General features: G+C 41.4%; 23 protein-coding genes. 12 read left to right on the top strand and 11 right to left on the bottom strand.

Annotated elements, in window-relative coordinates; translation table 11 throughout:
- Positions 1-271: 271 nt before the first annotated feature.
- The 3 genes from AAEY57_RS11030 to prlC all read right to left on the bottom strand — a co-directional run bounded on the left by AAEY57_RS11030 (position 272) and on the right by prlC (position 4,496).
- Positions 272-1,027: a class I SAM-dependent methyltransferase gene (locus tag AAEY57_RS11030; protein ID WP_138764947.1), complete on the bottom strand. Its 756-nt coding sequence runs from the start codon at positions 1,025-1,027 to the stop codon at positions 272-274.
- A 76-nt stretch (positions 1,028-1,103) separates the two neighbouring features.
- Positions 1,104-2,282 (bottom strand): response regulator, encoded by a 1,179-nt coding sequence (locus AAEY57_RS11035; RefSeq protein WP_024601624.1) that lies wholly within the window; start codon positions 2,280-2,282, stop codon positions 1,104-1,106.
- Between the two features lie 162 nt (positions 2,283-2,444).
- Positions 2,445-4,496 (bottom strand): oligopeptidase A, encoded by a 2,052-nt coding sequence (gene prlC / locus AAEY57_RS11040; RefSeq protein WP_350607863.1) that lies wholly within the window; start codon positions 4,494-4,496, stop codon positions 2,445-2,447.
- 252 nt (positions 4,497-4,748) lie between these two features.
- Here prlC and gorA point away from each other — a divergent pair, with 252 nt between their 5' ends.
- Complete coding sequence (gene gorA, locus AAEY57_RS11045; protein ID WP_138764945.1) at positions 4,749-6,110, top strand: glutathione-disulfide reductase; 1,362 nt, start codon at positions 4,749-4,751, stop codon at positions 6,108-6,110.
- A 131-nt stretch (positions 6,111-6,241) separates the two neighbouring features.
- Here the strand turns inward: gorA and zapE are convergent, their stop codons facing one another.
- Entirely contained in the window at positions 6,242-7,330 is a 1,089-nt protein-coding gene (gene zapE / locus AAEY57_RS11050) for a cell division protein ZapE (protein WP_350607864.1), read from the bottom strand.
- A 133-nt stretch (positions 7,331-7,463) separates the two neighbouring features.
- On the opposite strand from zapE, the gene AAEY57_RS11055 reads away from it, so the two are divergent.
- The 3 genes from AAEY57_RS11055 (at position 7,464) to AAEY57_RS11065 (ending at position 10,543) form a co-directional block, all read left to right on the top strand.
- Complete coding sequence (locus AAEY57_RS11055) at positions 7,464-7,898, top strand: Z-ring associated ZapG family protein (RefSeq protein ID WP_008115546.1); 435 nt, start codon at positions 7,464-7,466, stop codon at positions 7,896-7,898.
- A 122-nt stretch (positions 7,899-8,020) separates the two neighbouring features.
- Positions 8,021-9,373: a Do family serine endopeptidase gene (locus AAEY57_RS11060; RefSeq protein WP_138764944.1), complete on the top strand. Its 1,353-nt coding sequence runs from the start codon at positions 8,021-8,023 to the stop codon at positions 9,371-9,373.
- Positions 9,374-9,460: 87 nt separating this feature from the next.
- Complete coding sequence (locus AAEY57_RS11065; protein WP_013463993.1) at positions 9,461-10,543, top strand: trypsin-like peptidase domain-containing protein; 1,083 nt, start codon at positions 9,461-9,463, stop codon at positions 10,541-10,543.
- Positions 10,544-10,634: 91 nt separating this feature from the next.
- Here the strand turns inward: AAEY57_RS11065 and murA are convergent, their stop codons facing one another.
- From murA to AAEY57_RS11100, 7 genes are read right to left on the bottom strand one after another with little or no spacing between them, the layout of a single operon-like run.
- Positions 10,635-11,894 carry a UDP-N-acetylglucosamine 1-carboxyvinyltransferase gene (gene murA / locus AAEY57_RS11070; RefSeq protein WP_138764943.1) on the bottom strand — a complete coding sequence of 420 codons (1,260 nt, stop codon included), beginning with the start codon at positions 11,892-11,894 and terminating at the stop codon, positions 10,635-10,637.
- Positions 11,895-11,908: 14 nt separating this feature from the next.
- Positions 11,909-12,166, bottom strand: a complete 258-nt coding sequence (locus AAEY57_RS11075; RefSeq protein ID WP_007378312.1) for a BolA family protein — start codon at positions 12,164-12,166, stop codon at positions 11,909-11,911.
- A gap of 5 nt (positions 12,167-12,171) precedes the next feature.
- A complete protein-coding gene (locus tag AAEY57_RS11080; protein WP_008465119.1) occupies positions 12,172-12,465 on the bottom strand; it encodes an STAS domain-containing protein in 294 nt (97 codons plus the stop codon).
- Positions 12,458-13,138 (bottom strand): MlaC/ttg2D family ABC transporter substrate-binding protein, encoded by a 681-nt coding sequence (locus AAEY57_RS11085; protein WP_138764942.1) that lies wholly within the window; start codon positions 13,136-13,138, stop codon positions 12,458-12,460. The genes AAEY57_RS11080 and AAEY57_RS11085 overlap by 8 nt, the downstream gene beginning before the upstream one ends.
- A 5-nt stretch (positions 13,139-13,143) precedes the next feature.
- On the bottom strand, positions 13,144-13,692 hold the full coding sequence (gene mlaD, locus AAEY57_RS11090) for an outer membrane lipid asymmetry maintenance protein MlaD (protein WP_138764941.1): 549 nt from the start codon (positions 13,690-13,692) through the stop codon (positions 13,144-13,146).
- A 14-nt stretch (positions 13,693-13,706) separates the two neighbouring features.
- Entirely contained in the window at positions 13,707-14,486 is a 780-nt protein-coding gene (gene mlaE, locus AAEY57_RS11095; protein ID WP_013463989.1) for a lipid asymmetry maintenance ABC transporter permease subunit MlaE, read from the bottom strand.
- The gene (locus tag AAEY57_RS11100) at positions 14,486-15,301 is read right to left on the bottom strand and encodes an ATP-binding cassette domain-containing protein (protein WP_013463988.1); all 816 of its coding nucleotides are present in this window, start codon (positions 15,299-15,301) and stop codon (positions 14,486-14,488) included. The genes mlaE and AAEY57_RS11100 overlap by 1 nt, the downstream gene beginning before the upstream one ends.
- A gap of 266 nt (positions 15,302-15,567) precedes the next feature.
- Here AAEY57_RS11100 and AAEY57_RS11105 point away from each other — a divergent pair, with 266 nt between their 5' ends.
- The 8 genes from AAEY57_RS11105 to hpf all read left to right on the top strand — a co-directional run bounded on the left by AAEY57_RS11105 (position 15,568) and on the right by hpf (position 22,060).
- Positions 15,568-16,536, top strand: a complete 969-nt coding sequence (locus tag AAEY57_RS11105) for a calcium/sodium antiporter (protein ID WP_033104260.1) — start codon at positions 15,568-15,570, stop codon at positions 16,534-16,536.
- A gap of 3 nt (positions 16,537-16,539) precedes the next feature.
- Positions 16,540-17,511 (top strand): KpsF/GutQ family sugar-phosphate isomerase, encoded by a 972-nt coding sequence (locus AAEY57_RS11110; protein WP_016900276.1) that lies wholly within the window; start codon positions 16,540-16,542, stop codon positions 17,509-17,511.
- Positions 17,512-18,063 (top strand): 3-deoxy-manno-octulosonate-8-phosphatase KdsC, encoded by a 552-nt coding sequence (gene kdsC / locus AAEY57_RS11115; RefSeq protein ID WP_013463985.1) that lies wholly within the window; start codon positions 17,512-17,514, stop codon positions 18,061-18,063.
- Positions 18,060-18,614 carry an LPS export ABC transporter periplasmic protein LptC gene (gene lptC, locus AAEY57_RS11120; protein WP_024601343.1) on the top strand — a complete coding sequence of 185 codons (555 nt, stop codon included), beginning with the start codon at positions 18,060-18,062 and terminating at the stop codon, positions 18,612-18,614. Before kdsC ends, lptC begins: the two co-directional genes overlap by 4 nt.
- A complete protein-coding gene (lptA, locus tag AAEY57_RS11125) occupies positions 18,604-19,143 on the top strand; it encodes a lipopolysaccharide transport periplasmic protein LptA (protein WP_033104261.1) in 540 nt (179 codons plus the stop codon). Before lptC ends, lptA begins: the two co-directional genes overlap by 11 nt.
- Complete coding sequence (gene lptB, locus AAEY57_RS11130; protein WP_013463982.1) at positions 19,140-19,865, top strand: LPS export ABC transporter ATP-binding protein; 726 nt, start codon at positions 19,140-19,142, stop codon at positions 19,863-19,865. The genes lptA and lptB overlap by 4 nt, the downstream gene beginning before the upstream one ends.
- A 381-nt stretch (positions 19,866-20,246) precedes the next feature.
- Entirely contained in the window at positions 20,247-21,746 is a 1,500-nt protein-coding gene (locus AAEY57_RS11135; RefSeq protein WP_350607865.1) for an RNA polymerase factor sigma-54, read from the top strand.
- Positions 21,747-21,772: 26 nt separating this feature from the next.
- Positions 21,773-22,060: a ribosome hibernation promoting factor gene (hpf, locus tag AAEY57_RS11140; RefSeq protein ID WP_010390562.1), complete on the top strand. Its 288-nt coding sequence runs from the start codon at positions 21,773-21,775 to the stop codon at positions 22,058-22,060.

Below are 22,060 nucleotides of genomic sequence, written 5' to 3' on the forward strand. Positions count from 1 at the left end.
CGGTCAGCGGTCAGCGGTCAGCGGTCAGCGGTCAGCGGTCAGCGGTCAGCGGTCAGCGGTCAGCGGTCAGCGGTCAGGTAGTAAAATACAACACCGAGCCTTATGCAAGCCCAGTTTTTATATTATAGGCGAGAGTTTACCTCGCGCACTTTCACAACATGTCAAACTACCTGCGCGGCGTAAAGCCCCGCCTACGTTTAACCCAAACACCGTACTTGGCTTAATCTTTTGCTGACAACTGACAGCTGAAGACTAAAAACTGTTCTTTAACCTAAATCATCGCGGCTTTTACATATACATCAAAGCGGTTCTTTTTAGTTTTGATTTGCATGCTTGGAGTTTTATCATTTAAAAATGGTGCGTAATCGGGGCGTTTAACCACCACACGTTTGCTGGCAAGGGGGTAGGCAAACTCGAGTAAATCATCGGCGTCGGTATCGCCACCTACTAATTCTTGGAATACCCGCATTTCTTTTTTAACCAATGCTGATTTTTCACGGTGCGGAAACATAGGATCAAGGTAAACCACATCAGGCATGCTGTTACATTGGGCAAGTAAGGTATGGCTTGAGCCAAAGATAAGACTCATATTTTGCTGCATCCATGGGCCAATTTCACTATCGTTATAAGCACGTTGTAAGCCATCATATAACAGTGCAGCAACCACGGGGTGGCGCTCATGTAAAATTACTTTACAGCCTAGTGAGGCTAACACAAAACCGTCGCGTCCAAGCCCTGCGGTTGCATCGAGTACCACTGGCGTTGCGCCCTTATTAAGACCAACGGCTTTAGCAATTGATTGCCCTTTACCACCACCAAATTTACGCCTATGTGCAACAGCACCAGTTACAAAGTCTACGTTAATTGCACCTAGTTTAGGCTCATCAGTTTTATATAGGCTTAGCCCTTTATCATCGTAATGCAAACTAAAGCCACTACTTTGCTCCGCCCATTGAGCAAGCCCAAAGCGTGTTTCTAACTCATTCAAATATGGCCGACACTCTTTAAACGCACACTGTATAACCACTTCACACTCCGATGATAAATTTCACCGCTATTATACCCAAACAGTAGCAATATACGAAGTTCGCAAGGTGTATAGTTTAAAACAACTCAATATCGTTATTTTCACTCTCAGATTCTGGCTGCGCTTGTTGTTTACTTAGTTGTGTTTGAGTAATTAAGTCATCACGCTGTTGAGTAGTTGTTTTTAGTTGGTGCTTAATAAAGGCTAAATCATTAGTGGTTGCAACCAGCTGCTGTGATGTATGGCTAAGCTCAGTTATTTGCTCATTGAGCTGCGAAGCTGGTAAGTCATTTTGTGTTTGCATTAACGATTGGAGTTGCTCGAGCTGCTCTGTAAGCTGGCTAATCGCATTGCTTTGCATCGCATTTTGATTTTTTAGCTGTGCGACAATGTCTGTAAATGCGGTTGTTAATTCATTGTCGTGCATCAGTCGATATTGGTGCTGCTGTATAGTAACTACTTTTTCGTTAGTTACTTCTAAAATATGCGGAAATAAATCTTTATAGCGACCATACAGTGATGGCGTATCCATTGGCATATTTTTAATTAACAGTGAAATATTAGGGTAATTAATAATAGTACTATGACCAATATCAACAAAGCGCTCTGCATTTTTATGCTGCATGAGTAGCTCTTGCTCTAATGGGCATACGCCCGTCTCTTGGCTATAAAACACTCCCTGGTTATTTTGCCAAAAAACAACCACGACATTGAGGTGTAATGGCGTAAAAAAGCCTAAAAAGTATTCACTTAATAGTTCTAAGTTATCAGCATGGTAGCTTTGACAAACAAAGCGCATAATGCGTCCCATGTCACCGGTTTCAATCATCGCCATTTCAGCTGTTTTATTGGCCTTTGCTATATCATACTGCAGTGCTGCGCATTGCTTGCGGTACTGGTAAAGAATTTTAATGCGTGCCATCAGCTCCTGTGCGTTAAAAGGCTTTAAAATGTAGTCAGCCCCGCCAACACTAAACCCTTTAATACGTTCAGCCTGCCCCACTTTGGATGATAAAAACATTACCGGAATATCTGTTGTGGCTTTATTTTGTTTAATACTTTGGCAGACCTCATAACCAGACATACCCGGCATTTCAACATCAAGCAAAATAATATCAGGGTTATACTTGTTTGCTTGTCTTATGCCATCTTCACCATTTTTGGCATGGATCACTTTACAAAACCCAGCTAAAGACTCTTCAATAATATGGTGCATTAATTTATCGTCATCAATTGCCAGTATTAACTTTGCCATGCGTTAGTCCCTTTTAGTACTTTGTTCAAAGCATAGTACGCTATGTTGAAACTACTAAAATTTATTCAAAATATTCTTTAACAACACTGTGCTTTAGGTAATAAAAAAGCGCCACTGGGGCGCTTTTGTAATTATATTTTAATCCGCAAAGGTCAACAGACCCTAAGCGGCAATGCCACTGTGGCGTAGTAGTGCGTCTACACTTGGCTCACGACCACGGAAGTTTTTAAACAATGTCATCGGCTCTTCGCTGCCGCCTTTTTCAAGAATGTGCTGCATAAACGCTTGGCCTGTTTGTGGATTAAAAATCCCCTCTTCTTCAAATTTAGAATAGGCGTCTGCCGAAAGTACTTCAGCCCATTTGTACGAGTAATAACCTGCACTATAACCGCCCGCAAAAATATGACTAAAGCCATGCTGAAAACGATTAAACGCTGGCGGCTTAATGACTGAGGTACGACTGCGTACATCATCAAGCACAGCTTGAATGTTACATGGTTTGTCTGCCACGTAATCGTGGTGGATTTTAAAATCAAATAACGAGAACTCAAGTTGTCTTAACATTTGCATACCTGAGTTATAATTTTTAGCCGCAAGTAGTTTATCAAGCAACTCTTTAGGTAGTGGCTCACCGGTTTCGAAATGACCTGAGATAAAGCTAAGCGCTTCTTCCTCGTAACACCAGTTTTCTAAAAACTGACTTGGCAACTCAACGGCATCCCATGCCACACCATTAATACCGGCAACGGGGGCTGCATCTACTTGGGTAAGCATATGATGAATGCCGTGACCAAACTCATGAAACAGTGTGGTTACTTCATTATGGGTAAACAAAGCAGGCTTATCGCCAATCGCTTTATTAAAATTACACACCAGGTAAGCAACTGGTGTTTGAAGTTCACCATTAGCGTGCACTTTACGACCCATACAGTCATCCATCCACGCACCACCACGCTTGTGATCGCGCGCATACAAATCTAAGTAAAAACGACCACGTAAAGTGTTATTGCTGTCATAAATTTCAAAAAAGCGTACATCTTTATGGTAGCTCTCAAAATCAGCGACTTCTTTTACAGTAATGCCAAATAGGCGATTAACCGTTTCAAATAAGCCACTCAGTACTTTATTTGCTGGGAAGTACGGGCGAAGGACTTCATCTGAAATCGCGTACTTTTCTTGCTTTAGTTTTTCACTGTAATAACCAAAATCCCACGCCTGCAGTTCACTAATACCATGCTTTTGCTCTGCATATAGTTGCAGCTCTTTAAGTTCTTGCTCTGCTTGTGGTTTAGATTTAGCAGCTAAGTCTTCTAAAAATGAAAATACCTGTGCAGGTGATTCTGCCATTTTTGTAGCCAACGATTTTTCAGCGTAGTTATTAAAGCCAAGTAATTGTGCTAACTCATGACGCAGTGCCAACTCTTCACTCATGATCGCAGAGTTATCAAACTCTCCCGCATTAGGGCCTTGATCGGATGCACGGGTAGAAAACGCGGTGTATGTTTCTTTGCGAAGTTCACGATTATCTGCATAGGTCATAATCGGCAAATAAGAAGGGAAATCTAGGGTAAATACCCAGCCGTCTAAGTCTTTACTTTTTGCCGTATCGGCCGCTAATGCAAGCGCTGATTCTGGTAAACCAGCCAATTGGCTTTCATCGGTAATATGCTTATGCCATGCAAGCGTGGCATCCATCACATTATTACCAAATTTTGAGGCAAGCTCTGATAAACGCGCACTAATTTCACCGTAGCGTTTTTGTTGCTCAGGATTTAACGCAATACCTGAAAGCTTAAAGTCACGTAATGCGTTAGTAATGGTTTTTTGCTGGGCAGTAGTGAGTGTTTTAAATTCGTCACTGTTATAAAGTGCGTTGTAAGCCTCATACAAACCTTGGTGCTGACCAACAAAAGTCGAGTATTCAGAAATAAGCGGTAAACATTGCTCGTAGGCTTCGCGAAGTTCATCATTATTCATTACTGAGTTCAAATGCGATACCGGTGAAAACAATCGCGATAGTTTATCGTCAGCTTCTTCAAGGGGTAATACTAAATCTTCCCATGTGTATGATTGCTTTGCTAATACATCATCAATTGCACTGCGACAGTGCTCAATACCTTTTTTTAGTGCCGGGACAACATGCTCTGGCTTTATTTTTGAAAAAGGCGGTAAACCTTCAAGCCCGATTAGGGGATTAGTATGTGCATTGGTCATAGTGATTCTCGGTTTATGCAAAATATAAAAATTTAAGTTGGGGCAAAATACGTAAATACAAGGGCAAACCTGCTTTACTAGTTAACGAGTGTGTATCTGTAAATGATCACCTAGCAGCTTGATCTGAAATAGCATATCTTTCGTTTGATGAAGGATGTTTGATAGATTTTAGCAGCCCCGAACAAGTGACTTGCTCATCGCATATGCTATCATCGGCACAGAAAAGTTAAATTAATATTTAGAGGATTAAACATGGCTCAGCATTTTGATTACATTGCAATTGGTGGCGGTAGTGGTGGTATTGCATCAGCTAACCGTGCAGCAATGCGTGGCGCAAAAGTAGCATTAATTGAAGCTAAACACATGGGTGGCACCTGCGTAAACGTAGGGTGTGTTCCTAAAAAAGTAATGTGGCATGGCGCTCAAGTTGCTGAAGCAATTAATCTTTATGCTCCTGATTACGGTTTTGATGTTGAAGTTAAAGGCTTTGACTGGTCAAAGCTAGTAGAAAGCCGTGAAGCCTATATTGGCCGCATTCACAAAGGCTATGATAATGGTTTAGCTAAAAATGGCGTAACTGTGATCAAAGGCTTTGCAAAGTTTGTGAATAGTAAAACCGTTGAAGTAAATGGTGAGCATTACACTGCTGATCACATTTTAGTTGCCGTAGGCGGACGCCCTACTATTCCTAATATTCCAGGTGCTGAACACGGTATTGATTCAAACGGCTTTTTTGAGCTGAACGAACAACCTAAGCGTGTTGCTGTTGTTGGTGCCGGTTATATTGCCGTAGAAATTGCAGGTGTGCTGCACAGCCTAGGGACACAAACCCATTTATTTGTTCGTAAGAGCAAGCCGCTGCGCACCTTTGACCCATACATTATCGACACACTGGTTGATATTATGGCAAAAGAAGGCCCAACACTGCACACTGAGTGTTCACCAAAAGAGGTGATAAAAGAGGCTGATGGCAGCTTAACTATTCATTTTGAAAACGGTTACAGCGAAAATGTTGATCAGGTTATTTGGGCGATTGGTCGAACACCTACAACCGATAAAATTAACCTTGCTGCAGCAGGCGTAGAAGTAAACGAAAGCGGCTATGTAAAAGTAGATGAATACCAAAACACCACGGCTAAAAATGTATACGCTGTGGGTGATATTATCGAAAATGGTATTGAGCTTACACCAGTTGCTGTAAAAGCGGGTCGTACTCTATCGGAGCGTTTATTTAATAAAGAATTGCCGAACGATTTAAAAATGGACTACAGCCTAGTACCAACCGTGGTATTTAGCCATCCACCTATCGGCACCATTGGCTTAACTGAACAAGAGGCGATTTCTCAGTACGGCGAAGAAAATGTAAAAGTATATAAATCAAGCTTTGCGGCTATGTACACCGCAGTTACTCAGCATCGCCAAGCATGTAACATGATGCTTGTGTGTGCAGGCGATGATGAAAAAGTTGTGGGCTTACACGGTATCGGTTTCACCGTTGATGAAATGATTCAGGGCTTTGCTGTCGCCATGAAAATGGGCGCGACTAAAGCCGATTTTGATGCGGTTGTCGCATTACACCCAACAGGGTCGGAAGAGTTTGTTACTATGAGATAGGTTCGAGAAATAAAAAAACCTTGTGGTTAACATCGCAAGGTTTTTTATTTGTAAATAACCAAATTTACGCGAGGTAAACTCGCTGCTACGTAATATCAACTCGCAGCCCGTCGCCCGCTAACCTTCGTATTTTAAGCTAAATGCTCTCGGGCTAAATATTCTAACGATTGCATTTCTTGCAGGCGACTAATACAGCGTTTAAATTCAAAGTTTAAATTGCCTTGTGTATAGAGCTCGGTAATGGGTTTTTCTGCAGAGATAATTAAGGTAACGTTACGCTCATAAAACTCATCTACCAACGCAATAAAACGCCTTGCTGCATCATCATTATTTTGTCCAAGCTGTTTTACGTTTGATAAAATCACCGTGTTATATAATCGGCTTATTTCCATGTAATCCACTTGGCTACGCGCGGTTTCACACAGTTCGCTAAATTCAAACATAACGATGCAATCAGACACCTTGCGGGTTTTGATCATCCGCCCTTCTATTTCAATTGGGGTGTCTAGTTTACCGGCCTCAGGGGAGAGCTTATCAAAGTATTCAAATAGGTTTTTATCAGCTTGCTCATCAAGCGGGCTGTGAAAAATTTCTGCTTGTTCCAGTGTACGTAACCGGTAATCAACACCGGAATCTACATTAACTATTTCAGTATGCTTATTCACTAAGGCAATAGCCGGTAAAAAACGAGCGCGTTGTAAGCCATTGCGGTATAAATCATCAGGTATAATATTAGAGGTTGCAACTAACACAATACCACGAGCAAATAGCGCTTCCATTAAACCACCGAGCAGCATGGCATCGGTAATGTCTTGTACAAAAAACTCATCAAAACAAATTATGTCTGTTTCTGCTTTAAAAATATCGGCAACTGTTTCTAATGGGTTTGCTGTGTTGTTTAACTTTTTAAGCTCGTCGTGTACTCGGTGCATAAAGCGGTGAAAATGCACTCGCATTTTTCTATCGCTCGGTAAAGCTTCGTAAAAAGTATCAACAAGGTAAGTTTTACCACGGCCTACGCCACCCCAAAAGTATAAACCTTTAATGGGAGCTGGCTCTGCTTTATTAAAAAGCTTTGCAAAAAAGCCTTTAGATTGTGGTTTTGCTTGTGTTAAATCGTCGTATAAACGCTGTAAATGACGAACTGCATTTTCTTGTGCTGCGTCATGTACAAAGTCATCGCGTTGAAGGTCTTGCTGGTATGTTTGCCAAGGAGTCATATCTATTTACAGTTAAAACACAGTTTAATTTGCAAAGCATATTAACACGCATCAATACTCAGGGTATATTAGACTTAGTATGAATTATTATTGAACTAAATTTTTTTAGTTATTTTCGCATAGAGGTGAATTTATGGGTACATTTACATGGGTAGGTTTAGTGATAGTGGTTGCTATTGCTGCATTTTTCGTTGGTGCCTTTGTCACTAAAAAACAATTTAAACAAGATGAGTTAGAGCAACAAGCAGAGCAAGCTAAGCATTCGCTTGAGCAGTATCGTCAAGATGTTGCCGATCATTTAGCGAACACTGGTAAGTTAGTAAACAAAATGAAAGAAAACTACGACCAGTTATTAAGCCATGTTGAAGAAACCAATCAACTATTACTTGAAGACAGAAATAAAGCCCCTGCTGAACCGTTTTTCTCTAAAGAAACCACAGAGCAGTTACAAGCGTCATTAAAAGAGCGTAGTTCAGATCGCTCAAACGCCGATGCTCAACCAGCTGATTATGTGTCGGGTAAATCAGGATTATTTGCTGGTGATGTGAATACTTCTAAAGCATCTTGATGAACTTTTTTTTGACCCCATAGTCTTTAGATATAACAGCTTTGTTGTTTTATCTTACTGATATACTTTTTTGAGGCTGCTTATTGCAGCCTTTTGCTTTTTAAGTGGAGTAAACCCTGACTATGAAAATGAAATTATCACTTATCAGTGCTGCTATTTTATCTACTAGCTTATTACTAAGTCCAACCGCCTCGTTTGCTAAATTGCCGGTTGCCGTTAATGGTCAACAATTACCAACACTTGCCCCTATGCTTGAGCAAATTACCCCAGGTGTAGTGAGTATTCAGGTTTCAGGCTCTAAAGAGGTTCGCCGACGCGGTGACCCGCTCGATTTCTTTTTTGGCAACCCGCAGCCACGTAGCCAAAAGCGCCAGTTTAGTGGTTTAGGCTCAGGAGTTATTATTGATGCTGACAAAGGTTATGTGGTTACTAACAACCATGTAGTGCAAGACGCTGAAAAAATGGTGGTCACCCTTGAAGATGGCCGCGAATATGAAGCAACAAAAATTGGTAGCGATAAAGAGTCTGATATTGCGCTACTACAAATAGACGCAGATGAATTAACCGCAGTAAAGCTAGCTAACTCAGATGACTTACGTGTCGGTGATTTTGCTGTAGCTATTGGTAACCCTTTTGGTTTAAGCCACACGGTTACCTCAGGTATTGTTAGCGCATTAGGCCGCAGTGGCTTAAATATTGAGGGTTACGAAGATTTCATTCAAACCGATGCCGCCATAAACCAAGGTAACTCAGGTGGGGCTTTAGTTAATTTAAACGGTGAGCTGATTGGTATTAATACCGCTATTTTAGGTGCATCAGGCGGAAATGTGGGGATTGGCTTTGCTATTCCGTCAAATATGATGAAAAACCTAGTTGATCAAATTGTAGAGCATGGTGAAGTACGCCGTGGTTCGTTAGGTATTTCAGGCCGCCCTCTTGATGCAGGTCTTGCTAAAGCACAGCAGCTTGATGTTAAACAAGGGGCTTATGTTATGCAGGTACTCGATGACACCGCAGCCAGCAAAGCGGGAATTAAAGCAGGCGATGTAATTATTAGTATTAATGGTAGTGAAATTAGTGGCTTCCATGAACTACGCAGTAAAATTGCCACCTTAGGTGAAGGCCGCGAAGTACAATTGGGGATTTACCGTGACGGTAAAGTTAAAAATGTGGAAGTAACCCTTGATGGTGCATCAGGCATTACCGCTGCGGGCGAAGAGTTACACCCAGCATTCCAAGGTGCAACGCTTGAAAACGTGAAGAAGAACAAAATGAAAGGGATTGAGGTGACCTCTGTCGACCCTCGTTCGCCATCAGCACGAGTAGGCCTTGAAGAAGGCGATGTTATTGTGCAAGTAAACCGTCAACGAGTAGAAAGCATTCGCGACATGAACAAAATTATCGAAGATATTCAAGGTAATATTGTGTTAGGTGTAAAACGCGGGCGTGAGTCTATTTTTGTATTAATTCAGTAATAATACAATAAAAGTAACAGCGGCACTTGCCGCTGTTATTTTTTTTGTGCCATCATAAAGGGATTGCTCACTAACAATAAGAATACCGTGCTAAAACTTCTAAAATTTGTACTTCCTCCTCTATTTGCCGGTTTAGGCATTGCTTTTTTAGTGGTTTTTTTTAGCCCTAACATGCGCACTGCATTGCTACCTAACGTGCCGCTACCCAGTGCAATGACTGCAAGTCATTTGAGCTTTTCTGATGCAGTTAAGCGCGCAGCGCCATCGGTTGTCACCATTTTTTCAGAAAGCATTTCTAAAGAGCCACGCTATAAACGCCAAAATACGGTGCAAGAGCTTGGTTCTGGGGTGATCATGTCACCTGACGGTTATATTTTGACTAATTACCATGTGATCAATAATGCCGATCAAATACTGGTTATTCTTACTGACGGCAGACGTTTTTTTGATGTGCAACTCATTGGCTTTGATACTATTACCGACTTAGCATTATTAAAAATAAATGCCAATCACCTGCCTGTTATACCCGTTAACGATAACTACAGTTCGAGTGTAGGCGATTTAGTGTTAGCCATCGGAAACCCACTTAACTTAGGGCAAACCATTACTCAGGGGATCATTAGCGCCACCGGTAAGCAAAAAATTACCGACAGTCCTTACAATAACTTACTGCAAATGGACGCTGCTATTAACGTAGGTAACTCTGGTGGTGCACTGGTAAATTCTAATGGCGATTTAGTAGGGATCACCTCTGCCCAGTTTAAAACCCGTGAAAACTTAAATATACAAGGGATCTTTTTTGCGGTGCCTTACACCTTGGCAAAAGAGGTAATGGGCAAACTTATTCGCCATGGTCGTGTAGTACGCGGCTATTTGGGCTTTGAAGGCACAGCGGTAGACAGTACAGGTAAAGAGGTCAATGATAGCTTAACGCCCGTTGCAGGCATGCGTATTACCAACCTAGACCCTTTAGGTCCTGCATGGCAGGCGGGTATAGAAGAGCAAGATATTGTGATTAAAATTGCTGGGCTTTCAGTGGCTAATCCACAAAATGTATTGAAAAAAATAGGCAGTACCGAACCGGGGAAAGAAATTGAATTTGAGCTTTACCGTAACGGTGAAATACAAAAAATAATGGTGAAAGTAGCAGAGCTTGAAACCAAGCTATAAAGCGCTTATTTATACTTTGGCATTAGACATAAAAAAACGCGATAGATCATCGCGTTTTTTATGGATTAGAATAATAATTGTATTAGTATAACTAATTGCTTTTGCGTTTGATGTTAGCACCTAGCGCACTGAGTTTATCTTCAATACGCTGATAACCTCTATCTACATGATAAATACGATCAACAACCGTTTCGCCTTGGGCTACAATCCCCGTTAGAATAAGACTCGCTGATGCACGAAGGTCAGTTGCCATTACTTGCGCACCCGATAAGCTTTTTGTTTCACCACAAAAGGCCGTATTGCCTTCTAAGCGAATATTAGCGCCCATACGTTGTAGCTCAGGCACATGCATAAAACGATTTTCAAAAATAGTTTCGGTAATCGTCGCACTACCATTAGCCACCACATTTAATGCGGTAAACTGCGCTTGCATATCGGTTGGAAAACCAGGATGAGGCATAGTTTTAATATTCACCGCTTTAAGCTCTCGGCCTCGCATATCAAGATAAATACTATCCTCATGCACTTCTAGTAACGCATTGGTTGCACGTAGTTTTTCTATTACTGGCTCAAGTGAATGGAAGTCGGTCATTTTACACAGAACTTCACCGCCAGCCATCGCTGCAGCCACTAAAAAGGTACCCGTTTCAATGCGATCCGGTAATATGCGGTGCTCACAACCTGATAGGCGCTCAACCCCTTCAATCTCAATACGGCTAGAACCTGCACCAGTAATTTTAGCGCCCATAGCAATTAAGCAATTGGCTAAATCGATAATTTCTGGCTCGCGGGCAGCATTTTCTAGTACTGTTTTACCCTCGGCGAGCGTTGCCGCCATCAGTAAGTTTTCAGTGGCACCTACGCTGATCATTTCCATGAAAACTTCAGCGCCTTTTAAGCGACCATCTACTTTGGCATTAATATAACCGTTTTCAACGGTTATTTGAGCGCCCATACGCTCTAAGCCTTGAATATGAATATCAACCGGGCGCGCACCAATAGCACAGCCACCAGGTAAGGATACTTGTGCCTCACCAAATCGAGCGACTAAAGGGCCAAGTGCAAGCACTGACGCACGCATTTGCTTTACTAAGTCATAAGGCGCTAACGTGCTATTTACCGTTGCACCATCAATAATGAGTGAATCGCCCTGCCACTGAACATCAGCGCCTAACGTTTTTAATAAGGCTTCGGTCGTAATGATATCGCGAAGATGTGGTACGTTAGTAAAAGTACTTTTGCCATCAGCTAATAAAGCTGCAAATAGAATCGGAAGAGCTGCGTTTTTAGCGCCAGAAATAGTTACTTCACCAGCCAGTGAAGTGCCACCTTGAATTACAAATTGATCCATCTAAGGGGCCTTATTTATTGCGGTAAAATGAATTTTTGCTCACGTTTCCACTCTGTCGGAGTAAAAGCGCGGATAGAAACAGCATGAATGGTACCGTCTGAAATAGTGTTCATTAATGGGCCATACACTAGCTGTTGCTTTTTAACACGACTTAATCCGTCAAAGCATTCACCGACAGCGATTACTTCATAATGACTGCCATTGGCTTTTACATGTACTTCAGCTAACTGAAGTTCGTCGCGTAATAATGTTTCGACTTGACTCGTTTCCATAACTCTCACTCAAATAGGGTTGTAACCTGGCCTAACTGCATAAGGTTTTGCAGTTGTTCAGGTGGGTTTTGCAATTCAAGGCGAATGCCTTGTTGCTTAAATTCTGTAAAAGAGTGAATTAACCAAGCTAAGCCGGCTGTGTCAACCCTTGTCACCTCACTTAGGTCAAAATAAAGGGTTTTATGCTCAGTTTGTCGCTTAGTGTTCAGAAGCCGTTCATTGCCAATTGAATTATGAGTCAATTCACCACTGACTCGTAGATGCTGTTCATCGACTTGGCTGATTGCCAATTTAGTCATTTGTGTCACTGCCTCTAAACTGAACCGGTAACTTACTTTTTTGCTCTAACAGGTCGCTAACGTGGTCAATACCTTGTTGGCGTAAAATGCCCTGAAGCTCACTTTGTTTTGCATCAAGTAAGCTAATGCCTTCAGCAATCATATCGTAAGCGCGCCATTCGCCACTTCTATCTTCACGTACTTTAAAATCAATTTTAATATCAGGCTTACCGGCTTCTACAATTTTGGTTTTTATCATCACCACATCTTTGCCTTTAAAAGGCTGCTCGGCAGCAAATTCAACTTGTTGATTAGTATACTGGGTAAAAACGCCAGCATAAGTGGCAACAAGGTACTCTCTAAACGCGCCAATAAAACGCTGAATATCTTCAATTGCTTTTGCTTTTTCTGCTTTGTCGGTAATGGCGCGTACCTTAGATACTTCGCTACCTAACACTCTCAGTGCAGCATATTTGTAGTCAATGTAGGGCATCAGTTCTTCTTCAACGATGACCCGTAAATGCTCTTTGTTAGTGGTTATTAATGGCTGGTCTTTGGTAATACGCTCAAAGGTATTATCAGCAACCTGACGTACCATTTTATTAGGATCAGTCAATTTCACTTCACCGGCATGTACACTTTGTACTAGCGTGACAGTTACTAATGCGATACTTGCTAAAAGTGTTTTCAACATAATAATTACTCACTACCTTGGTTGAATAAAAACTGGCCTATTAATTCTTCTAGTACCAATGCTGACTTGGTATCTGTAATAGAATCGCCGTTGGCTAATGCTTTACTTTGAACACCAAATAAATCGTCAATGGCTTGATCTTGTTCGCTGTTCGCTACATCTTCGCCTAAGCATCGCTGTTTAGCTGAATCTGATGCGATCACAGGGTTAATACCTAAGTATTGCTCACCTAAAATACCCGAGGTTAAAATTGAGATAGAACTGGTATCTGAAAAACGACATAAATACTGCGCATCAATACTCATATTTACTACTGGTAAAAACTCTTGTGGGTGTACATAAATTGACTCTACACGACCAATAACAACGCCGCCCACCTTAATGGGTGCACGTGTTTTTAATGATCCTATATTTTCAAACTTGGCGTTCAATGCGTAGGTTTCACCTGAGCCGCTAATACCCGAATTAGCCACTTTGAGCGCCAGCATTGAAAATGCCAAAATGCCCAATGCTACAAAAAAACCAACTAAAATTTCTAATTTCCGTGAATTCATTATTTAATACCCTATTAGCTGGTAAACATTACCGCTGTCAAAATAAAGTCAAAACCTAATACCGCTAGTGATGAGTGCACCACTGTCTCTGTTGTTGCCTTGCTGATCCCCTCTGATGTGGGAACACAGTCATACCCTTTGTAAAGCGCAATCCAGGTAACAACAATCGCAAATACGATACTTTTAATTAAACCGTTTAGTATGTCTTTTTCAAACGAAACCTGAGATTGCATAATTGACCAGAAACTTCCCGTATCAACGCCTAGCCAATCAACCCCCACTAAATGAGCACCAATAATAGCTACAGCAGAAAAAATAAGTGCCAACATTGGCATACTAATCAAACCAGCCCAAAACCGCGGCGCTATAATTCGTCTAAGCGGGTCAATGGCCATCATCTCAAGCGATGATAACTGTTCGGTGGCTTTCATTAAGCCAATTTCAGCGGTTAACGCACTGCCTGCCCTACCGGCAAATAATAATGCGGTTACTACTGGCCCAAGTTCACGTAATAAACTGAGTGCCACTAAAGGGCCTAGGCTGTCTTCAGCGCCATAATCAACTAAAACAGTATAGCCTTGCAGGGCTAATACCATGCCGATAAATAATCCCGACACAACAATAATCAACAGCGATTGTGAACCAACCATGTAAAGTTGGCGCACGAGTAAAGGTGTGCCTTTTTTAAAATTGGGTACATGCCATAACGCACTTGCCAGCATTTGGGTTGAACGCCCCAGTGCAGCAAATCGGCCCAGCGTTTTGTGGCCTATTTTTTGTAGTAAATCCAACATTACTGCTGCTCTCCTAACAGTTCATCTGCATAGGTTTGTGCTGGATAATGAAATGGCACTGGACCATCTGATAACCCTTTTAAAAACTGTTGAACAAGTGGTGATTCGTGCTCTCGCATCTGCTCTGGCGTACCACTGCCAATAACGCCTTGATCAGCAATAATAATAACGTGGTCGGCAATACTCATTACTTCTGTCACATCGTGCGTGACAATTAAAGAAGATAAGCCAAGTACTTCGTTTAAAGATTTGATCAGCTTAACTAACACCCCCATTGAAATAGGGTCTTGTCCTGCAAAAGGCTCATCATACATAATAAGTTCAGGATCAAGCGCTATAGAGCGAGCCAAAGCTGCACGACGTGCCATACCGCCAGATAACTCTGAAGGCATTAAATCTTTAGCACCACGTAAGCCAACAGCTTGTAGTTTCATTAATACCACTAAACGGATTAAATCTTCACTGAGTTGCGTGTGCTCTCGAATGGGGAATGCAATGTTATCGAACACCGACATATCAGTAAATAAGGCACCGCTTTGAAATAACATACTCATGCGTTTACGTGCCGCGTAGAGTTCTTTGCGCGACATAGCGACAATGCTGTCGTTTTTAAATAAAATATCACCGGAGTCTGGTTTAAGCTGGCCACCTATTAGGCGTAGCATCGTGGTTTTGCCAATTCCGCTTGGCCCCATAATGGCAGTAATTTTACCCTCAGGTACGTCAAAGCTCATATTTTTATATATGACCCTATCGCCTCTAGAAAAGGTAACATCCTTGACTTCAACTATTGATTGCGACAAGTCGCTCTCCATAACAATACTCTCTCATATTTCTATTTTAAGGGTTTTTTAACCAATATGGAAAAAACAATTCGTAAGATTTTGTAATAGTGTCGCAAAAACAGTTATAAGATTGATTCAAGCAGCCTTAACTTTGGCTTAAAATTTCATATAAAAAGCGCCAAAGAATACTTAAAATAACCGCCTAATGTATTACACCTTATTCTTTTATTTATACTTTTATGGTGGCTTTTGTTACTATTCGCGCTATCTGAATTTACATTAATTGGCTTATCACAATGGTTACCTCGTTTGTCATTTTAATTCTTGGTTTTGCGGCTCTCGTATGGAGTGCAGACAGGTTTGTTTATGGTGCAGCAGCACTGGCTAAAAACTTTGGCGTGCCAACGCTAATTGTAGGTTTAACCGTGGTAGCTATGGGCTCTTCAGCGCCTGAAATGATGGTATCGGCTTCAGCAGCTTTGGCAAATAAAACCGATACTGCCGTGGGTAATGCAGTTGGTTCAAACATCACTAACATCTTATTAGTTTTAGGTATTACCGCCCTTTTAAGACCCTTATCAGTATCTTCAAGTACGTTAAAACGTGAAATTCCACTGGTACTGCTGGTCTCCATTGCAACTTGGTATATTTTTTCAGATAACTATTTTTCATTTTTTGAAGGTGCAGCCTTATTATTTGGCTTTGTTGTTTTTATTGGCGGACTTATTTTTGTCTCACTGCGAGCTAAAAACCAAGACGATCCGTTTGTGAGCGAAGCCTGTGACGAAGTACCTGACAATGTACCAACCAAAAAAGCTGTTTTTTGGCTGGTAGTGGGTATGATTTTACTGCCGGTTAGTTCACACTTTTTAGTTGGCTCAGCCGTTGATATCGCAAAATATTTTGGCTTAAGTGACTTGGTGATTGGTTTGACCATTATTGCTATAGGCACCAGCTTACCTGAACTTGCAGCTTCAATTGCAGGTGTACTTAAAAATGAAGATGACTTAGCGCTGGGTAACATAGTTGGTTCGAATATTTTTAATATTTTAGCGGTATTACCGCTGGCAGGATTAATTAATCCATCGGTTATTGACGCATCAGTAGCTAACCGTGATGTTATTATTATGATTGGCGCAACCTTGGCGCTAATTGCTATGTCATTGAACTTTAGAGGTCAAAGACGTATCAATAGAATAGAAGGTGGCTTGCTCATCGTCGCATTTATGATTTACCAAGGTTATATTTTTAGTCAAGTAGGATAGCCCATGGCAACGCTAAACTTTATTCAACAAGGGTTACGTGTTCTAGAGATTGAACGCCAAGCACTCAGCGATATTACACAATACGTTAATGAAAGCTTTAACCAAGCCTGTCAATTAATGTATGACTGCTCAGGTCGTATTATTGTTATTGGCATGGGTAAATCAGGCCATATTGGTAACAAAATAGCCGCCACTCTTGCCAGTACCGGCAGCCCCGCATTTTTTGTTCACCCGGGTGAAGCAAGCCATGGTGATTTAGGAATGATCACAGCAAATGACGTGGTTATCCTCATTTCAAACTCTGGTGAAACCAGCGAAGTACTTAATATTATTCCAGTATTAAAGCGCATTGGTGCCAAAATGATTGCCATGACAGGCAACCAAGGCTCAACCATGGCAACATTGGCAAATGTGCATGTGTGTATTAAAGTTGAACAAGAAGCCTGCTCATTGGGCTTAGCACCTACTGCAAGTACCACTGCCACACTCGCTATGGGTGATGCCATGGCGGTGGCATTATTAGAAGCACGCGGCTTTACTGCTGATGATTTTGCACTATCGCACCCTGGTGGTAGCTTAGGCAAGCGATTACTCTTAACTCTTAAAGATGTTATGCACAGTGGTGCTGATACGCCTATCATTAACGAGACGCAAACGATTAAAGATGCCTTAATTGAAATGTCGGCCAAAGGACTCGGCATGACCGCTATTGTTGATAGTGACCAGCAATTATCAGGCCTGTTTACCGATGGCGATTTACGCCGTATTTTAGAGCAACGTATTGACATTCATAGCACTGAAATTAATGTTGTGATGACCAAGTCGTGTACTACAGCCACCCAAGAGATGCTCGCGGCTGAAGCGTTAAATATTATGGAACAAAAACGTATTAATGGTTTAATTGTAATTAATGAGCATAATCAACCGATTGGCGCACTAAATATGCAAGACTTACTTAAAGCCGGAGTGCTATAAATGCAATTTGAAGATCTCTATCAACCGCTAAGTGATGATGCAAAGGCGCGCGCAAAAAAAGTAAAGCTATTAATTTGTGATATTGATGGTGTATTTTCTGATGGACGTATTTATCTTGGAAACCAAGGTGAAGAACTCAAAGCATTTAACACCAAAGACGGATTTGGTATCAAAGCCCTGATTAACAGCGGTTTTGAAGTCGCCGTAATCACTGGGCGCCATTCTCATATAGTGCAGCAGCGAATGAGCAGTTTAACCGTACAACATATATATCAAGGCCAAGAAGACAAGCTCATAGCCTATCAAGAATTAAAACAAAAATTAGCGCTTAGCGATGAGCAAATTGCTTATATAGGTGATGATGGCCCAGACATGCCAGTAATGGAGCAAGTCGGTTTTGCGGTTGCCGTAAACGATGCTCATCCACTTATTAAACGTTTATCACATTATGTAACCCAACTGCCCGGCGGTTTTGGTGCGGTAAGAGAGCTGACAGACTTACTTATGCTCGAAAATAACAAGCCATTAACTAGCCAAGGAACGAGTTCATGAATGTAGCGCGCATTATACTGAGCGTTTTATTCATAAGCTGTATGGTTTGGCTCTGGTATCCTTATTTTACTAAGGTTGATATTACTGCAAGCGAAGAAACACAAGTTATTGCTAAGCCTGATTATACCGCTATTGAGCTAAAACAAACGGCTTATAATGAACAAGGTAAAGTGAGCCATAAGGTAACTGCGGTAAAAATGGAGTTGTATCAACAACTCGGTTTTACCTTTTTTGAAAAGCCTATATTCACTTTATACAACGAGCAGCAAACATGGCGTATTAACGCCGATGAAGCCACCCTATACGACGACCGTCAACTGGTGTTAGAGGGTAATGTAACCGCTCAAAACTTAGTAGATAACGCCATGATCGATACGATCACCGCCCAGACCATCAATGTTGATATAAAACTATTAACCATGCAATCACAGCAGCCTGTCGTTATTACAGGACCTAATTTAAAAATCACAGGTAAAGGCCTTGAGGCCGATTTAAAAACCGAGGTGATTAAACTTATTAACCATACGCGAACCCTATATTATGACCAATAACCTATTTAAAATTCTAATTGTTCCTTCATTACTGATTGCATTTCATAGCCATGCAGAGGAAACCACTGAAGCTCCTGCGGCTAATCAAATCTCAATTAGTGCTGACAGGCAGGAAGGTCAATTAAAAGAAAACGTAGGCATTTTTGAGAAAAATGTTGAAATTATTCATGGTAATCGCCGTATCACAGCTGACCGTTTAGAAGTGCATAAACGCGATGACCTAGGCGATAACAAACAGTTATTAATTGCCACAGGCAGCCCTGCATATTTTGAAGAAACACAAGCCGATGGCACCATAATGAGCGCCAGTGCGAATGAAGTGCGTTACGATGTGTCGCTGCGTTTTTTAACCTTAATCGGCGATGCAAGCATTGCTCAAGCAGGTCAAAAAATAACAGCTAAAAGTATCACTTACGATATCGAGCAGCAGTTAATTAGCGCAGAAAAAGACGAAAACTCAACAGACCGTGTACACACTATTTTAGTGCCTGTTGAAAATAAAAAAGAAGATGATAAAGGCCAACCATGAGCACATTAAAAGCAGAGCTATTAGCTAAAAGCTACAAAGGTCGTGAAGTTGTAAAAAACGTTGGCCTAGAGGTTGAAGCTGGCAGTATTGTGGGGTTACTTGGCCCTAATGGTGCAGGTAAAACCACCACTTTTTATATGATTGTAGGCCTTGTCCCTAGCGATAAAGGCAAAATATCAATTGATGATAAAGATATTACTTTATTACCGATGCACAGCCGAGCGCGTTTAGGGATTGGTTATCTACCGCAAGAGTCGTCTATTTTTAGAAAGCTGACTGTTTATCAAAACTTAATGGCTATCTTAGAAACACGTAAAGAATTAAACAAACAACAACGCGAAGATACCTTAAATAATTTACTTGATGAATTTAGCATTCAGCATATTCGTGACAGCCAAGGTATGGCCTTATCAGGTGGTGAACGTCGCCGCGTTGAAATTGCGCGAGCATTAGCAGCAAACCCTAAATTTATCCTTTTAGACGAACCCTTTGCGGGGGTTGATCCTATCTCAGTATTAGATATTAAAAAGATTATAGAGCATCTTAAAAACCGTGGCATTGGCGTACTTATTACAGACCATAACGTGCGCGAAACACTTGATGTTTGTGAAAAAGCCTACATAGTTTCTCATGGGGAGTTAATTGCATCAGGCACTCCTGAATACGTATTAAACGATAAAACAGTACGCGATGTTTATTTGGGCGAGCAGTTCAAGCTCTAATATGTGTGTTATTCCACTAAGCATCTGCTAAGATTAATCATACTTAGGTCTGTTGACCTTTCAAGGTTGAATTTGCAGCAGTCTGTTTGGTATTTAGGCAAGGCAGAGCCTATGTGGTGTGGTATTCCCCATAAATAGGCGATAACGCAGCATCAATGCCAAACAGGCGCTGCCCTTCGGGTTCTGCCTAGGGACGATTTACTCTTTGTTGCCTACATGGATGTAGGTAAGGAGCGTGAGCAGGACGCGGAAGCTTTGCTCGGTTTTGACTTAGCCCACTAGGTTACAAACCTCGCGCCGCAATTAAACCGCCCCTAGTTTGAACAAATTTTAATCCGTAAAGGTCAACAGACCGTAATTTAAAAGGATTGTTAGAGATAAATGAGGCAATCATTACAGCTGCGCATGGGCCAGCAACTTACAATGACTCCACAGTTGCAACAAGCAATTCGCTTATTGCAACTCAGTACATTGGATCTCCAGCAAGAAATTCAAGAAGCGCTCGATAGCAACCCCTTGCTTGAAGTTGAAGAACACGATTACAGCGAAGACACTGCAGGTAAAAACGAACAAAAAGCCGATAACGATGACTTAACGCTAAGTGCCTCAGCTGACGATAAACCTAGCGAGTATGAGCAAGATAGCGGCGAAGCAATGACCAAAGACACCATTAGCGATGATATGGCTATGGATGTTACTTGGGATGAATATATGAGCGCTGCGCCTGCCTCTTCATCGGGCCCAATGCCAGAAGATGAATCTATTTATCAAGGCTCTTCGACTGAAACGCTGCATGAGTATTTAATGTGGCAACTTCAACTGACGCCGTTTAGTCCTACCGATGAAGCGATAGCTATTGCAATTGTAGAAGCTGTGGACGACTCAGGGATTCTAACCCTTGGCTGTGAAGAAATATTAGAAAGCTTTAACCAAGAAAACGACGGCGAAGATGAAGTTGAACTTGACGAAATAGAAGCGGTACTAAAGCGTATTCAACTATTTGATCCAGTGGGAATAGCCGCGCGTAGTTTACAAGAGTGCTTGTGTATTCAGCTAAATCAATTTGATAAAGACACACCTTTTTTAAACGAAACAAAAATGATCTTAACCGATCATATTGATTTACTTGCTGCACGTGACTATCGCACGTTGATGAAAAAAACAAAGCTTAAAGAAGATGAGCTTAAAGAAATCATGACGTTGATTCATACGCTCAGCCCAAAACCGGCAGACACTATTGTTAGAGAAGAGTCTGAATACGTTATTCCTGATGTGTCGGTTAAGAAAGTTAAAGGTCGTTGGGTAGTTGAATTAAACCCAGATAGCATGCCTAAGATCAGAGTAAATAGCCAATATGCAGCTATGTCGCGTACGGTTAAATCAAGTGGTGATAGCCAGTTTATTCGCTCGCACTTACAAGAGGCTAAATGGTTTATAAAAAGCTTAGAAAGTAGAAATGACACGCTACTTAAAGTAACCAACTGTATTGTGCAACAGCAACAGGCCTTTTTTGAACACGGTCCTGAGGCTATGAAGCCTATGGTGCTTAACGATGTGGCTGAAATGGTGGAAATGCATGAGTCGACTATATCGCGTGTTACTACGCAAAAATACATGCATACACCACGTGGCATTTTTGAGCTTAAATATTTCTTTTCAAGCCATGTAAGTACTGAAAATGGTGGCGAATGTTCATCAACAGCAATACGTGCATTAATTAAAAAATTAATCGCTGCAGAAAACTCAGCTAAACCATTGAGTGATAGTAAAATTGCAGATATATTGGCAGAGCAAGGAATTAAAGTAGCGAGGAGAACTATAGCAAAATATCGCGAATCTCTAGCTATTCCCCCGTCTAATCAACGTAAAAGTTTGATTTAAGGCGTACAACAAAGAGGAAAATGTTTATGCAACTGAATTTAACTGGTCGCCATGTAGATATTACCGACTCGCTTAGAGACTACGTAAATAGTAAATTTTCGAAGTTACAGAGGCACACTGATCACATAACGAATGTGCACGTTATTCTCGATGTAGAAAAACTAAACCAAAAAGCTGAAGCAACCGTTCATGTAAGTGGCGCTGAGATTTTTGCCTCTACTGAGCATCAAGATATGTATGCCGCTATAGACTCGCTCATTGACAAGCTAGATCGTCAAGTAATTAAACACAAAGAGAAACTTGCTCGACACTAA

The sequence above is a fragment of the Pseudoalteromonas sp. MER144-MNA-CIBAN-0113 genome, assembly GCF_040308965.1.
Classification (GTDB): Bacteria; Pseudomonadota; Gammaproteobacteria; order Enterobacterales; family Alteromonadaceae; genus Pseudoalteromonas; species Pseudoalteromonas tetraodonis.

What these genes read in the sequence shown, in the direction of transcription:
- AAEY57_RS11035 (WP_024601624.1), bottom strand. Translation starts at nt 2,282, where the DNA reads ATGGCAAAGTTAATACTGGCAATTGATGACGATAAATTAATGCACCAT.
- prlC (WP_350607863.1), bottom strand. Translation starts at nt 4,496, where the DNA reads ATGACCAATGCACATACTAATCCCCTAATCGGGCTTGAAGGTTTACCG.
- gorA (WP_138764945.1), top strand. Translation starts at nt 4,749, where the DNA reads ATGGCTCAGCATTTTGATTACATTGCAATTGGTGGCGGTAGTGGTGGT.
- zapE (WP_350607864.1), bottom strand. Translation starts at nt 7,330, where the DNA reads ATGACTCCTTGGCAAACATACCAGCAAGACCTTCAACGCGATGACTTT.
- AAEY57_RS11055 (WP_008115546.1), top strand. Translation starts at nt 7,464, where the DNA reads ATGGGTACATTTACATGGGTAGGTTTAGTGATAGTGGTTGCTATTGCT.
- AAEY57_RS11060 (WP_138764944.1), top strand. Translation starts at nt 8,021, where the DNA reads ATGAAAATGAAATTATCACTTATCAGTGCTGCTATTTTATCTACTAGC.
- murA (WP_138764943.1), bottom strand. Translation starts at nt 11,894, where the DNA reads ATGGATCAATTTGTAATTCAAGGTGGCACTTCACTGGCTGGTGAAGTA.
- AAEY57_RS11075 (WP_007378312.1), bottom strand. Translation starts at nt 12,166, where the DNA reads ATGGAAACGAGTCAAGTCGAAACATTATTACGCGACGAACTTCAGTTA.
- AAEY57_RS11080 (WP_008465119.1), bottom strand. Translation starts at nt 12,465, where the DNA reads ATGACTAAATTGGCAATCAGCCAAGTCGATGAACAGCATCTACGAGTC.
- AAEY57_RS11085 (WP_138764942.1), bottom strand. Translation starts at nt 13,138, where the DNA reads ATGTTGAAAACACTTTTAGCAAGTATCGCATTAGTAACTGTCACGCTA.
- mlaD (WP_138764941.1), bottom strand. Translation starts at nt 13,692, where the DNA reads ATGAATTCACGGAAATTAGAAATTTTAGTTGGTTTTTTTGTAGCATTG.
- mlaE (WP_013463989.1), bottom strand. Translation starts at nt 14,486, where the DNA reads ATGTTGGATTTACTACAAAAAATAGGCCACAAAACGCTGGGCCGATTT.
- AAEY57_RS11100 (WP_013463988.1), bottom strand. Translation starts at nt 15,301, where the DNA reads ATGGAGAGCGACTTGTCGCAATCAATAGTTGAAGTCAAGGATGTTACC.
- AAEY57_RS11105 (WP_033104260.1), top strand. Translation starts at nt 15,568, where the DNA reads ATGGTTACCTCGTTTGTCATTTTAATTCTTGGTTTTGCGGCTCTCGTA.
- AAEY57_RS11110 (WP_016900276.1), top strand. Translation starts at nt 16,540, where the DNA reads ATGGCAACGCTAAACTTTATTCAACAAGGGTTACGTGTTCTAGAGATT.
- kdsC (WP_013463985.1), top strand. Translation starts at nt 17,512, where the DNA reads ATGCAATTTGAAGATCTCTATCAACCGCTAAGTGATGATGCAAAGGCG.
- lptC (WP_024601343.1), top strand. Translation starts at nt 18,060, where the DNA reads ATGAATGTAGCGCGCATTATACTGAGCGTTTTATTCATAAGCTGTATG.
- lptA (WP_033104261.1), top strand. Translation starts at nt 18,604, where the DNA reads ATGACCAATAACCTATTTAAAATTCTAATTGTTCCTTCATTACTGATT.
- lptB (WP_013463982.1), top strand. Translation starts at nt 19,140, where the DNA reads ATGAGCACATTAAAAGCAGAGCTATTAGCTAAAAGCTACAAAGGTCGT.
- AAEY57_RS11135 (WP_350607865.1), top strand. Translation starts at nt 20,247, where the DNA reads ATGAGGCAATCATTACAGCTGCGCATGGGCCAGCAACTTACAATGACT.
- hpf (WP_010390562.1), top strand. Translation starts at nt 21,773, where the DNA reads ATGCAACTGAATTTAACTGGTCGCCATGTAGATATTACCGACTCGCTT.